6 protein-coding genes and 1 pseudogene are annotated in these 14,248 nt (G+C 48.5%); all 7 read left to right on the plus strand.

Features of this window, described 5'->3' with window-relative positions; genetic code table 11:
- The first annotated feature begins 365 nt into the window (after positions 1-365).
- Positions 366-1,370 (plus strand): protochlorophyllide reductase, encoded by a 1,005-nt coding sequence (locus JGK39_RS14245; protein ID WP_293296641.1) that lies wholly within the window; start codon positions 366-368, stop codon positions 1,368-1,370.
- A gap of 570 nt (positions 1,371-1,940) precedes the next feature.
- Entirely contained in the window at positions 1,941-3,947 is a 2,007-nt protein-coding gene (locus JGK39_RS14250; RefSeq protein ID WP_293245811.1) for a ShlB/FhaC/HecB family hemolysin secretion/activation protein, read from the plus strand.
- A 111-nt stretch (positions 3,948-4,058) separates the two neighbouring features.
- Entirely contained in the window at positions 4,059-4,676 is a 618-nt protein-coding gene (locus tag JGK39_RS14255; protein ID WP_293245809.1) for a Uma2 family endonuclease, read from the plus strand.
- A gap of 212 nt (positions 4,677-4,888) precedes the next feature.
- A pseudogene (locus tag JGK39_RS14260) lies at positions 4,889-7,661 on the plus strand (filamentous hemagglutinin N-terminal domain-containing protein); the annotation flags it as partial.
- Between the two features lie 420 nt (positions 7,662-8,081).
- Positions 8,082-9,059 carry a filamentous hemagglutinin N-terminal domain-containing protein gene (locus tag JGK39_RS33590; protein ID WP_366515973.1) on the plus strand — a complete coding sequence of 326 codons (978 nt, stop codon included), beginning with the start codon at positions 8,082-8,084 and terminating at the stop codon, positions 9,057-9,059.
- A 2-nt stretch (positions 9,060-9,061) separates the two neighbouring features.
- Positions 9,062-10,930, plus strand: coding sequence for a hypothetical protein (locus JGK39_RS14265; RefSeq protein ID WP_366515975.1), 1,869 nt, complete (start codon positions 9,062-9,064; stop codon positions 10,928-10,930).
- A gap of 413 nt (positions 10,931-11,343) precedes the next feature.
- Positions 11,344-13,959 carry a CHAT domain-containing protein gene (locus tag JGK39_RS14270; RefSeq protein ID WP_293245807.1) on the plus strand — a complete coding sequence of 872 codons (2,616 nt, stop codon included), beginning with the start codon at positions 11,344-11,346 and terminating at the stop codon, positions 13,957-13,959.
- Positions 13,960-14,248 lie beyond the last annotated feature (289 nt).

Raw genomic sequence — 14,248 nt, forward strand, 5'->3', positions numbered from 1 at the left:
AAAACGGTTTGTAGTGCGGACTTAAGTCCGCAAAAACGGTTTGTAGTGCGGACTTAAGTCCGCAAAAACGGTTTGTAGTGCGGACTTAAGTCCGCAAAATGCACTCCGGCTGCGACTGAAGTCGGCACTACGAAATTTTTTCCCGACTGAAGTCGGCACTACGAAATTTTTTCCCGACTGAAGTCGGCACTACGAACTCATCTCTCGAATTTCGGAAAATGTGCCAAGTATCGGCAATCTAGAAAGTTGAGATCCAGAACATTTGGGCCTATCCTATTAACCTGAAGGGATCTCAAAAAATCCGAGCCACTAGCTCAGCTTTTGAGATGCCCCAAAATAATCAATAGCCAAGCATTTTTAAGAAAATGGCACAAAATCACAAGTCAACGGTTATCATCACCGGCGCATCCTCCGGCGTCGGCTTGTACGGCGCCAAAGCCCTTGCAGACAAAGGATGGCAGGTAGTCATGGCCTGTCGCGACGTGCGTAAGGCCGGAGACGCCGCCCAAGAGTTGGGCATACCTCAAGGCAGTTTCACAATTATGCACATTGACTTGGGCGATTTGGAAAGCGTGCGCCGCTTTGCTCGGGAATTCAAATCAAGCGGCAGGCCTCTAGACGCTTTGGTGTGCAACGCAGCTATCTATATGCCTTTGATTAAGGAACCGCTGCGGAGCCCTGAAGGTTACGAGTTGACGATGACTACCAATCACCTCGGTCATTTTCTGCTGTGCAATCTAATGATGGAGTGCATGAAACCTTCGTATTATCAAGATGCGAGAATCGTGATTTTGGGAACAGTGACTCACAATCCAGACGAGTTGGGCGGGAAGATTCCGCCGCGCCCGGATTTGGGCAAATTTGAGGGTTTTGAAGCGGGTTTCAAAGACCCGGTTTCGATGGTTGACGGCAAGCAGTTTGAACCTGTCAAGGCTTACAAAGATAGCAAAGTTTGCAACGTGCTGACGATGCGGGAATTGCACCGCCGCTTTCACGAATCGACGGGGATTAATTTCACTTCGCTGTATCCGGGATGCGTGGCGGATACGCCGCTTTTCCGCAATCACTATCCTTTATTTCAGAAACTGTTCCCGCTATTTCAGAAGAATATCACCGGCGGTTACGTATCGCAGGAGTTGGCGGGGGAAAGGCTGGCGATGGTGGTTGCGGATCCAGAATACAAGCAATCTGGCGCTTATTGGAGTTGGGGAAACCGCCAGAAAAAAGATGGTAAGTCTTTTGTGCAGAAGGTTTCGCCCCAGGCGCGCGATGATGAGAAAGGTGAGCGGATGTGGGAGTTGAGCGCTAAGTTGGTGGGTTTGGCTGACGGAGCTGCAATGGGTGCTGCGAGTGCAGGGCGTTCTGCATAATTCAAAATCAGGTTCGTAGTGAGGACTTCAGTCCTTCTTCTTGCGGACTAAAGTCCTCACTACAAACCTGTAGTTTGTGGGATGGGCGTCCCGCCCGTCTTTAAAGGACGGGCGGGACGCCCATCCCACAATAATTAAAATTCTAAGTTATTTAATTCGCGCTCCTAAGTTATTTAATTCTCATTCCTTACCAGGAAAAATTGGTTTAAATCCCCAAGCCTTGTAGGGAGAAATTAAAAAAAGACGATTGATTGCTCGACTCCTCTTCCTTTCCGGTAGAGGTCTCCCTCCTTTCGTCAAGTCAACTGTCAACCTGTATGCTGTCAACTGTCAACTGTCAACTGTCAACTGTCAACTGTCAAAGATATTTTTGCGGATCTGCATCCGGTTGCTGCGTAAGTTTTGGCGGATGAACCAAAAGGTCGATCGACTTTTTGGTTTTTAGCCGTTGGGAAATTCTTGGCAGCGCCCGGTGTTGCCTTTTTTTCGGTTAAGATTAATTGTTAGTTTAGGGTGCGCGGGTTCCTTAAAATATTTTCCCCCAATCCAGCGAGATAATAATTATATCCTATGAACTGTCGATCGCAAAAAATATTTTTAATTGCTGGAATCTTTGGCTTAGTTTGGTTGGGAAAACCGGCGAAAACATCCGCGAGCAACGTTGAAATTTTGACTTCAAATGTTGAGAATTTGGCAACAGTCAATAGCGGAGCCGATCGCGCTTTGCGAACCAACGACACGAATCTCGAGACCCCCGAAGACTTGCCCGCCACTGAGTCAGATCGATCGACTTTGGCACCTATTCTACCTGCGGAAACTCCCGAATTGCAGCCAGAAGTTGCCAATAGGGTCGATCGGACATTTGACACAAAAACTCAAGCAACCGAGCTTTCTAACCCGGGTAAAAAGCTAGAAGAAAATACCGGCACAAATCGAGATTCGCAACTGAGCCAACTGCCCAACCCAATTCAACCCAGAGAGCCAGAATTACCTGCACCAACACTCCCGCAACCTCCTCCGCCGTCTCCCCTCCAACCAACTCCCCCAACACCCGTTCCCGGCGATGCCAGACCGGGGATTCCGGGTACAATTAGGGTCTCGCGCTTTGAATTTGAGGGAAACACAGCTTTTAGCGATCGCGAACTCGCAGAAGTTACGCAACAGTTTGCGGGGCGCCCCATCACCTTTGCCGAACTGATCGCAGCAGAAGCGGCAGTGACTCAAAAATACGTAGCAGCAGGATACATCAATTCCGGCGCTGTAATCCCCGCCAACCAAACCTTTCCCAGAGAAGGAGGCGTCGTGAAAATTCGGATTGTCGAAGGCGGATTAGATGAAATTCAGATTAGTGGAAACAGGCGTTTAAATGCAAGTTACGTGCGATCGCGCCTAGAACGTGTCACCAGGCGGCCGCTGAATCGCGATCGCCTGCTAGAAGCCTTGCAAATGCTGCAACTCGACCCCTTAATTGCCAATATTTCCGCCGAATTGCAAGCCGGAAGCCGCCCGGAAAACAGCCGTTTGGAAGTGCGGATCAAAGAAGCAGACAGCCTCAGCGGCGAAGTTTTTCTAGACAACAACCGATCGCCCAGCGTCGGCAGTTTTCGGCGCGGCGTGCGGATAAATCAAGCAGATTTGCTCGGTTTGGGCGACGGATTAGAGCTATCCTACGCTAACACCGACGGCAGCAACGAATTCAACGGCAGCTACACAGTCCCCGTCAACGCGCGCAACGGCACGATTCGGTTTGCTGCGAGTGCTGCGAACACTAATGTCATCGAGGAACCGTTTGATCCTGCCGAAATCGAGGGGAAATCGCGGACTTACGAGTTAACTTACCGCCAGCCGATCGTCGAAAAGCCCGATCGCACTTTAGCTGCGGGAGTAACTATTTCGCGGCAAGAAAGCGACACATTCCTTTTGGGAGAAAGATTTGCGCTGTCAGCGGGAGCAAACGATCGCGGTGAAACGCGGGTTTCGGCGGTGCGGTTTTTTCAGGAATACGTGCAGCGAAATACCCGACAAGTGATCGCAGCGCGATCGCAATTTTCCCTCGGTACCAATTTTTTGGGCGCTACTGCGAACGATAGCGGCCCTGACAGCCGCTTCCTCGCGTGGCGCGGACAAGCGCAGTACGTGCGGCTGCTAGGGCCGGAAACCTTGCTGATAGTGCGTTCCGACATTCAATTCGCCGATCGCCCGCTGCTTTCCCTCGAACAAATCGGGATCGGCGGCGTGCAAAGCGTGCGCGGATACCGGCAAGATTTGCTGTTAACTGATAGCGGTGCGATCGCCAGTGCTGAAGTGCGAATCCCGGTGTGGCGCGTGCCGAAAGTCAATGGATTGTTGCAAGTCGCTCCGTTTGTGGATTTTGGGGTAGGCTGGAACAATTCAGGAGAAAAAGCGAATGCTGATTCTGACAAACTGCTGGGTGCGGGTGTGGGCGTAATTTGGCAAATGGGCGATCGGTTGAATGTGCGTCTCGACTACGGTATTCCTTTGATAAATGCTCGAGGAGGCGATCGAACTTTCCAAGAAAAAGGCCTTTACTTCCGGATTAATTACTTTGCTTTCTAACCATAAAATAAGTTCGTAGTGAGGACTTCAGTCCTCTCCAAATGCGGACTAAAGTCCTCACTACGAACCATGTCTCAAATATCACCTAGTTAATACAAGAGGGCTTGTCTTATGGTTCAGACAAAAACTAAACTAACATTTGCAGACTTTCTGCAAAACTACCCAGACGGATCGGGCATCTACGAACTTGTAAATGGAGAGATTGTCAAAGTCGAATCAACTAGAGCCGATAAAAATGTGTCACGATATCTAGTGCAGTCTTTTTACAGAGAAAGCGATCGTTTGGGACTTGACTATATTGTTGACAAAGATATAGTTATCAGAACCGTAAAAGCTTCAGGACAAGAGCAAGGCAGGAATCCCGATGTAGGCGTAGTTAAGGCGTCAGTATGGAACAGCAATGCACTCGGTTGCGGAGCTCTAATCGAACCTATCCAATTAGCAGTAGAAGTTACCTCAACCAACTGGGAAGACGACTATGTGGACAAGCTAGATGAGTATCAACGGCTCGGCATTGCTGAGTATTGGATTGTGGACTATTTGGCGATCGCTTCTCGGGCGTATCTCGGCAATCCCAAAGTTCCTACAGTTTTTGTTTACTCTTTGGAAAATGACCGCTATGCAGTTCAAAGTTTTAGAAATAATGAACGGATTATCTCTAAAACTTTTCCAGAATTGGAAATTACTGTAGAGCAAATTGTACTCAGCAGCCAAGTTCAAACACTTTAGATGAATTAGATGAGCTGATACCGATAATCTTTATCCTCTCGATTACAATAAAAAAAACAGTTTGTAGTGCGGACTTAAGTCCGCAAAAAGCTGCGGACTTAAGTCCGCTTTTGCAGACGAATCTTATTGGGGTTAATCGAGCGTCGCGCACAAAATCGCTCGCTGTTTGACTGCTTGTGTATTTTCCCACTCAGCTACTTAGGAGTTTTTTTATGCCTCGCTTCCATTCCTCCCTACTGTTTGCCTTTTTGTGGCTTTATCCCGTTAGCGCGATCGCCCAAATCATCCCCGACAGCACTTTAGGCGCCGAAAGTTCGCGCCTTGTACCCGATACAATCAACAACTTACCATCAGATCGAATCACTGGCGGCGCCACTCGCGGCTCAAATCTATTTCACAGTTTCCGAGAATTTAACATCAGTGAAGGCAGAGGAGCATATTTTGTCAACCCTAACGGGATTGCTAATATTTTCACCCGCGTCACGGGCGGACAACCCTCAAATATTTTAGGAACCTTGGGCGTGCAAGGCAATGCCAATTTATTTTTAATCAATCCCAGAGGACTTATTTTTGGTCAGAATGCGCGGTTAGATTTACGCGGTTCATTTATTGGTTCCAGTGCTGACAGTATTGTGTTTAATAATGGTTTTGAATTTAGTGCTGCTAATTCTAATGCAGTCCCATTGTTAGCGATTAACATTCCCGTCGGCCTCAGATTTAGAGACAATCCCGGTACAATTGTCAATCAATCCACAGCTACAGGAACAGTCAATCTCCCAGCAGCAACTCCCGTACCGATTCCGATTACAGAGCGAGTTGGTTTAGCAGTAGACAAGGGTCAAACTTTAGCACTGATTGGCGGCGACATCCAAATTCCCGGCGGCAATTTAACCGCCAGCGGCGGACAAATTTTGCTCGGTAGCACAGCCAGTCCCGGTTTAGTAGATTTGGCACTAACCCCCGGTGTTTCCCAGCCTGGTAATCTTACTTTAAATTATGGCAATATTCAAAACTTTGGAAATATTCAAATATCCAATGGAACGCTGATTAATACCAGTGGAACAGGTGGCGGTAGAGTACAAATTAAAGGTGGAAATGTCGGCCTGGGCGCGGCGCGAATATATGCGCTTACCTTCGGAAATATTGATGGTAAAGGTATCGATATAGACGCCCAAAAGTTGCGAGTGCAAAACGGCACGCAACTATCAACAAATTGTAATTAAATATCTGGTATCGGGAACTACAGACCCGTTTGACCCGCTATTTACGTTCTTTAATGCTAGTGCTGGTGCTGGTTCGGGGGGGAATATGACGATCGACACTCCTACTCTGCTGTTCAATAATGGGGTAGTTGGTAGCGGGATTACTTTTGGCGGTGGTAGGGGCGGAAATTTAATCATTCGCGCCAATACTTTTGAGATGGTGGGTTCTGGAGTCAACAACGGGACTGCAAAAGAAAGTACCGGTGCAGGAGGAAGCATGACTATTGATGTCAATCGATTAATCATGGGCGACGGTTCTCTTCTGGGGACGACAAGCTACAGCAGCGGCCCGTCGGGGAATATTAACGTTAAAGCTGCGGAATCAGTGGAATTATCTAACAGGGGCCCGAGAACAGTTGTATCCACTGGAATTAGCACGCTGAGTATCGGCTCTACCGGCCCTGCGGGAAATATTAATATTGATACGAAGCGGTTGAGTCTTTCTGGGGGTTCTGCGTTTACTTTAGGAACGGGTGTATTGATTGGCAGGCTTTTGTTTTCCCAGGAGGGAGGGCCTGCTGGAAACTTAACGGTTAAAGCTACTGAATCAGTAGAAATTTCAGGCATTTCTCCACTTTTGACCAGCGGAGTTCAGAATGCTAGCGGGCTGACTTCTGGAACTTTGAGCTCTAGTCGGGGCGGGGATATTCGGATTGATACGCCCAGCCTAACTGTGCGGGATGGGGGGATAGTTTCTACGAGTTCTTTGGGTAGGGGAGATGTGGGGAATATTACTGTGAATGCCGATCGCATTTTAGTCAGCGGCAGCGGCAATAACGGTCTGTTTGTCAGTACGATCGATGCTTCGGTTGGCAAGACATTCGGCACTAATCCTAATGCTACAGCAAATGCGGGTTCGTTGAATTTGACGGCGCGCGATCGGCTAACTGTCAGAAATGGAGCTACAGTCACGGTACAGGCTACAGGAACCGGGCGCGCCGGTAATATCAATATTGTCGCAGATGCGATCGCCCTCGACAACAAAGCCAGAATTGACGGCACAACAGTATCGGGTACAGGAGCAAATATTAACCTGCAAGCACAAAACATCCAATTGCGCCGCGGGAGTCGAATTACCACCGATGCAGGCAATTCTGACGGCGGCAATATCAACATCAACAGCGGCATTCTTCTCGCCCTCCCGCAAGAAAACAGCGATATTACTGCCAACGCCCGCACCGCAGCCGGCGGCCGCGTGAATGTGAATGTCCCGAATGTTTTTGGCTTTAGTGCAACTAGCCGCGAACAAGTCAGAAGCAGGTTAAATCTCAGTGACGCGCAATTTGCAGCCCTGCAAGTAAGTCCGACTTCTCTGCTTGAGAGTAGCGACATCGCCGCGATTTCCCAAAGTGGTGGCCCGGCTTTGCAAGGTACTGTTACTTTTAGTTCTTCTGGAGTGAATCCCGCTCAAGGTTTAGTAGAATTGCCGCAAAATGTGGTGAATCCGGCTGCATTAATTGCGGCTAATCCCTGCATCGAAGGGGCCGAAAACGAGTTTACCGTTACTGGTCGAGGGGGAGTGCCGCCCAGCCCCAATGACTCTCTGGCTAGCGCAGAAACACCGTTTCCGTGGATAGAAATAGAAGAGGAAGGAAGAAGGAAGAAGGAAGAAGGAAGAAGGGAAGAGGAAGGAAGAAGGGAAGAAGGGGAAAAAACTACTCGGGAAGTTGTTGCCGCGATCGGTTGGGTGGTGAATGAGAAAGGGGAAGTTACGCTGGTGGCTGCGGAAGCTGCGGGTCAATTTCCACAGCGCACGAGGCGTCCTGATTCTGTTTGTCAGCCTCGATAACCTAAACACAGCTTATGTTTCAAAATTTCTTGCCGAATGTCAGCTAACAAAAGGTTAATTATGCTGTTCCAATATCTCTACTTCGGGCAATTATGTAAGATTAACGAACTCAAAGACCGAGACAAATACTATACTTCAAGAGCGATTTACCTTTGCGATCGTTTCGGGTCGATTACTATAACAAAAACGGTTCGTAGTGCGGACTTTAGTCCGCAGAACAAGAGCGGACTAAAGTCCGCACTACGAACTTTGCTTGTTGCAAAAACGGTTCGTAGTGCGGACTTTAGTCCGCAGAACAAGAGCGGACTAAAGTCCGCACTACGAACCTTGCTTGTTGCGGTAAATCGACCGAACATGATATTATTTTCTATTTTTTACTTGTGTCTGTTTCCCGTTAGTGTACTGGGTCAAATCATCCCCGACAGCACTTTAGGCGCCGAAAGTTCGCGTACAGTTTCCGATACAATCAACAATTTACCCTCAGATAGGATCGCTGGCGGCGCCACTCGCGGCTCTAATCTATTTCACAGTTTTCGAGAATTTAACATCGGTGAAGGGCGAGGAGCTTATTTTGAAAATCCCAGCGCAGTTTCTAACATTTTTACCCGCGTTACTGGCGGCAATCCTTCCAAGATTTTAGGAACCTTGGGAGTGCAAGGCAATGCTAATTTATTTTTAATTAATCCCAGAGGACTTGTGTTTGGTCCCAACGCTCAGTTAGATTTGCGCGGTTCATTTGTCGCTTCAACTGCTGATAGTGTTGTATTTAATAACGGCTTTGAATTCAGCAGCACCACAGGGCAAACAGCCCCGCTGTTAACAGTTAATATTCCCGTCGGTCTCAGATTTAGAGACAATCCCGGTGCAATTGTCAATCAATCCACAGCTACAGGAACAGTCAATCTCCCAGCAGCAACTCCCGTAGCGATTCCAATTACAGAGCGAGTTGGTTTAGCCGTAGACAAGGGTCAAACTTTAGCACTAATTGGCGGCGACATCCAAATTCCCGGCGGCAATTTAACCGCCAGCGGCGGACAAATTTTGCTCGGTAGCACAGCCAGTCCCGGTTTAGTAAATTTGGCACAAACATCGAGTCCACAGCAGGGGAGTTTAAGTTTAAATTATGGCAATATTCAAAATTATGGCAATATTCAAATATCCAATGGCACGCTGATTAACACCAGTGGAACTGGTGGCGGTAGAGTAGAGATAAAAGGTGGAAATGTCGGTCTGGGCGCGGCGCGAATATATGCGCTTACCTTCGGAAATATTGATGGTAAAGGTATCGATATAGACGCCCAAAAGTTGCGAGTGCAAAACGGCACGCAATAGAAATGAGCGGGCTGGGAATTGAGGGCTTTCAACAAATTGTAATTAAATATCTGGCATCGGGACTAATTGACCCATTAAATCCGCAATTTGTCTTGCTTAATGCTACTGCTGGCGCTGGAGCAGCCGGAGACATTAAAATCGATACTGGACGCCTGCTGATGCGGGATGGGGCAGTATTTGGCGGCCTAGCTTTTGGTGCTGGAAATGGTGGAAATTTAAGCATCCGTGCGAATACTTTTGAGATGCAGGGTTCTGGGAGCAACAACGCAACAACGAAAGGGAGTACCGGTGCTGCAGGAAATATCACTGTTGATGTCCAAAGATTGATCCTGCGCGATGGTGCTATTCTCGCCAGCACTAGCTACAACGCTGCCCGATCGGGAAATATAACAATTAAAGCTGCTGAATCGGTACAATTGTCCAACACCATTTCTCGAACTGCTGTCGCAAGCGGGATCAGCACGCTTACCATCGGTTCTAGCGGAAAGGCGGGAGATATCACTATCGATACAAAACGGCTGAGTCTTTCTGGGGGCTCCGCGTTCACATTGGGCAGCGGTGTTTCAGTTGGCGGAGTTATCTTCTCTACCAATGGGGGGCCCGGAGGAAACTTAACTGTTAGGGCTAGCGAATCAGTCGAAATTGCAGGTATTTCTGAAGTTTTGAGCAATGGGAATCAAGTTGCTAGTGCTTTTTCTTCGGGAACAATTAGTTCTAGCCGGGCCGGGGATATCCGCATTGACACGCGAAACCTGATTCTGCGGGATGGGGGCTTCATTTCTTCTAATTCTTCGGGTAAAGGAAACGTGGGGGATATTACGATTAATGCCGATCGCATCGAAATAAATGGTAGTTTAGGTAATCCTCGTTTTAACAGTTCTATTGATGCTTCCGTTGGCAAGGCGACGGGTGATAATCCCAATGCTACGGCAAATGCAGGTTCGGTGAACCTGAATGTCAATAGATTGATTGTCCGCAATGAAGGCAATGTGACGGTGCAAGCTTTGGGAACCGGGCGGGCTGGTAATATTAATGTTGTCGCAAATTCGATCGCCCTTGACAACAAAGCGAGCATTGATGGCAGAAGTGCATCCGGTGTCGGAGCAAATATTAACCTGCAAGCACAAGACATCCAATTGCGTCGCGGGAGCCGAATTACCACCGATGCGGGCAATTCTGAAGGTGGCAATATCAATATTAATAGCAATACTTTGCTCGCCCTCCCGCAAGAAAACAGCGACATCACAGCCAACGCCCGCACCGCAGCCGGCGGCCGCGTCAATGTCAATGTCCCGAATGTCTTGGGCTTTGCAGCAGTCGGCCGCGAACAAGTCAGAAGCCGGTTGAATCTCAGTGACGCGCAATTTGCAGCCCTGCAAGTCAGTCCTACTTCTCTGCTTAAAAGTAGCGATATCGCCGCCATTTCCCAAAGTGGGGGCCCGGCTTTGCAAGGTACTGTTACTTTTCGTTCTTCTGGGGTGAATCCCGCTCAAGGTTTGGTAGAATTGCCGCAAAATGTGGTGAATCCGGCGGCGTTAATTGCGGCTAATCCCTGCATCGAAGGGGCCGAAAACGAGTTTACCGTTACTGGTCGGGGGGGAGTGCCGCCCAGCCCCAATGACTCTCTGGGCACCGCAGAAACGCCGTTTCCGTGGGTGGAAGGCAGTTCGGCAACGGATTCTGGAACGGATTTAACGGATGTAATGGATAGAAGCAAGAGGGATGAAAGGGAAAAAAAAGCTCGGGAAGTTATTCCGGCGCGCGGTTGGGTGGTGAATGCGAATGGGGAGGTGACGCTGGTTGGATACAATCCGGGTAATGCTGCTGACTCTCGCAATCCTCGATCGAATTCTGTTTGTCCGCCGCGCTGAGAAGATATTTTTTACGGCGGATAAAGCCGGATTAATTGGTAATTGGTAATAAGGATCGTTCCTGTCAATAACTTACAATTTTAATGGTTATTGTGGCATGGGCGGGAGAGCCCGTGCAAAAAGGACGGGCTCTCCCGCCCATCCCACTTTCGTTGTGGAAGTTATTAAATTTTCATTCCTAAGTGATGTAAAGTGTACTGAATTTAAATTGTCTATTTTAATGCAATACAATTCAGAGCAGACCGCCCAGAGAGTAAAAGCCATGTGAAAAATAGATTCGGCGATTGCTTTCCTACGGATCGCGAAAGAAGAGCGTTCCTCGCAATGACAATTATCACCCAAGCGTATTGTATTTTAATGCCCTATTTCCCACTCGCCAAATCTTCTCCCTCTCTTCCTACAAGTGCTTTAATATGAAATTTACCCGATCGCTCCGACAAGCAATTCTATTATTTCTGATATCCTGTCTGCTAGCCGTGGCGGTTCCTCCCGCAGTTGCTCAGATGCAGTCACCACAGGGAGTGCAGCTTGTCCGACAAGCTCGAACTCTGTACGCTGCGGAACGTTTTGCGGAAGCTGTACCGCTGTTACAGCAAGCGGCGGCGCAATTTGAGGCAAAAGGTCAAAATCTCGATCGCGCTACGGCTTTGAGCAATTTAGCTGCAACCTACGGGCAATTGGCGCTTTGGGAACCAGCAGAACAAGCTGTGAATTCGAGTTTGTCCGTAGTGCGGGCGCAACCCAAAACTCCCGAACAGCAGCGGATTTGGGCGGAAATTCTCAACATTCAAGGACAGATTAAACTCGAAAGGGGGCAGACTCCTGATGCGATCGACATTTGGACGCAAGCTGCTAAAATCTTCGAGCAAATTGATAGCAAAAAGCAACTTGTGCAAGTTCAAATCAATCAAAGTCGAGCTTGGGAAACTCTCGGACTTTACCCCAGAGCTTGCAAAATTTTGTTAGGTTCTTTGAACCTGGAAAACAAAACTTGCGAAGTTTTGCCCGCAGGTTTGGCAAGCTTGAAAAATCAATCATTTTCTTCGGAAAACATTCGGGTAATTAATGCTTTAGGCAGAGTGCTGCGGGTTTTGGGACAACTCGAACGTTCCAATGAATTGTTATTAACAGGACTGGAAGCGGCCCGCAATTTGGGTCTGAGACAAGAGGAAGCGGCAATTTATCTAAATCTAGGCAATACTCAACGGGCGAAAAGCAATAAACCGGGTTTGAAAACGCCACAGCGGGCTGATTTAGAACGCTCTGCCTTAGAATATTATGCTCGATCGGCAGAGGGGATGCCGGAGAAATCAACTATCGGGATGCAGGCGAAGTTGAATCAGTTGAGTATGTTGGCAGACAGCCAAAATGCTTCGGAAGCCAAGGTTTTGTGGCGTTCTCTTGAACCTCAAGTCGCTCAATTTACCTCCAATCGTGCTGGGCTTTATGCTCAAATTAATCTAGCACAAACTTTGATTAAATTGGATAAATTACTAATCGGTACTCCTGGTTTGAGCGATATCGATAGAATGCTTTCCTTGGCTGTGGAATCGGCAAACCGTTTGGGCGACAAGCGCATACAAGCTTATATTCTAGGAGCTAGGGGCAAGGTTTACGAACTCAAACAACAGTATTCTGTGGCTGAAACTTTGACTGTTGAGGCTTTGAGTTTGGCACCGGCGTTTCAATCTCCCGATATTGCCTATCAATTATTGTGGCAACTCGGACGGATTCGGAAAGCTCAGGGGAATACAGAAGGGGCGATCGCTCAATATACTCAAGCTGTAAATGTACTGTCTTCTCTGCGCGGCGATTTGGTGACAGTCAATCCCGAAGTGCAATTTTCGTTTCGGGAAAGTGCCGAACCGGTTTATCGGGAATTAGTCGGGCTGCTGTTGCAAGATGAATCCCCGAGTCAAGATAAGTTAAAGCTGGCTCGCCAAACGGTGGAATCTTTGCAGTTGGCGGAATTGGATAACTTTTTTCGCGATGCTTGTGCTGATGCTAAACCAAAGTCGATCGAGGAAATCGATCCGGCGGCGGCGGTGATTTATCCAATTATTTTGAGCGATCGTTTGGAGGTAATTTTGTCAATTCCCGGCAAGCCCCTGCGCCGCTATACGACTAAGAAGTCTCAAGCCGAGTTAGAAACTGCCTTCAGAGTAGCCAAAAATACCATCAGACCTTCTGCTTTTGTGCGCGACAGGTTCCCACCTATTCAACAGGTTTACGACTGGTTAATCCGCCCCGCAGAAGCCGATTTGACTGCCAGCGGGATTAAAACGCTGGTATTTGTACTCGACGGTTACTTGCGAAATCTGCCGATGGGGGTGCTCCACGATGGCGAAAAGTTTTTGGTAGAAAAATACAGTATTGCTTTGGCGCCGGGATTGCAATTGCTGGCACCGAAACCGCTGAGTCAAGTAAAGTTAAAAGTGCTGACTGGTGGCTTGTCGGAATCGCGTCAAGGCTTCTCGGCTTTGCCGGGGGTGAAACAGGAACTCGAACAAATTTCAGCCCAGATGCCGGCGAGTGGGCTGCTGAATCAAGATTTTGTCAGCGCGCAGTTGCACGATCGCATTAAAGCTTTGTCTTACCCGATCGTCCATTTGGCAACTCACGGTCAGTTTAGCTCGAATGCGGCGGATACTTTTATTGTGACTTGGGATCAGAAAGTGAATGTTAAGGAGTTCGATCGACTTTTGCGATCGCGCACTGGGGAAAAACAACAGCCGATCGAGCTTTTGGTACTGAGTGCTTGCGAAACTGCTTCCGGCGATAACCGGGCGGCATTGGGTTTAGCAGGCGCCGCAATTCGATCGGGCGCCCGCAGCACAGTCGCCACCCTTTGGCAAGTCAACGACGAATCTACAGCTATTTTTATGACTGAGTTTTACCGGCAGCTTGCTGCTTCTAAAGCCAGCAAAGCTGAAGCCCTCCGCAACGCTCAATTAAGCCTGCTGCAAAACCCAGACTATCAAAATCCCTATTTCTGGGCGCCTTTCGTACTGGTGGGGAATTGGCAATAAGTTGACAATTGACTGTTGACAGTTGACAGGGAAGCAGTCAACTGTCATTGGTTCTTCGCCTGGACACCAGTATCTATAAGCTTTCCCTCGCCTAGGAACAACTTTTCGGACGGGCCGGAAAGCCCGTCCCACAAGCAAGAATAAATCTTGGTGGGATGGGCCGGAAAGCCCGTCCCAAGCAGAAAACACAACCTTTGTGAGATGGGCCGGAAAGCCCGTCCCAATCAATCAGCAACCAGGTTTCTCGGGCTTGGGCGCAAATCTTGGGAAAATGCCGATGCCGAGTTCG

It is taken from the genome of Microcoleus sp. PH2017_12_PCY_D_A (assembly GCF_020738565.1).
In the GTDB taxonomy this organism is placed as follows: domain Bacteria; phylum Cyanobacteriota; class Cyanobacteriia; order Cyanobacteriales; family Microcoleaceae; genus Microcoleus.

Excerpts from the sequence above, each read along its gene's own strand:
- JGK39_RS14255 (WP_293245809.1), top strand. The coding sequence starts at position 4,059 with ATGGTTCAGACAAAAACTAAACTAACATTTGCAGACTTTCTGCAAAAC.
- JGK39_RS14265 (WP_366515975.1), top strand. The coding sequence starts at position 9,062 with ATGAGCGGGCTGGGAATTGAGGGCTTTCAACAAATTGTAATTAAATAT.
- JGK39_RS14250 (WP_293245811.1), top strand. The coding sequence starts at position 1,941 with ATGAACTGTCGATCGCAAAAAATATTTTTAATTGCTGGAATCTTTGGC.
- JGK39_RS33590 (WP_366515973.1), top strand. The coding sequence starts at position 8,082 with ATGATATTATTTTCTATTTTTTACTTGTGTCTGTTTCCCGTTAGTGTA.
- JGK39_RS14245 (WP_293296641.1), top strand. The coding sequence starts at position 366 with ATGGCACAAAATCACAAGTCAACGGTTATCATCACCGGCGCATCCTCC.
- JGK39_RS14270 (WP_293245807.1), top strand. The coding sequence starts at position 11,344 with ATGAAATTTACCCGATCGCTCCGACAAGCAATTCTATTATTTCTGATA.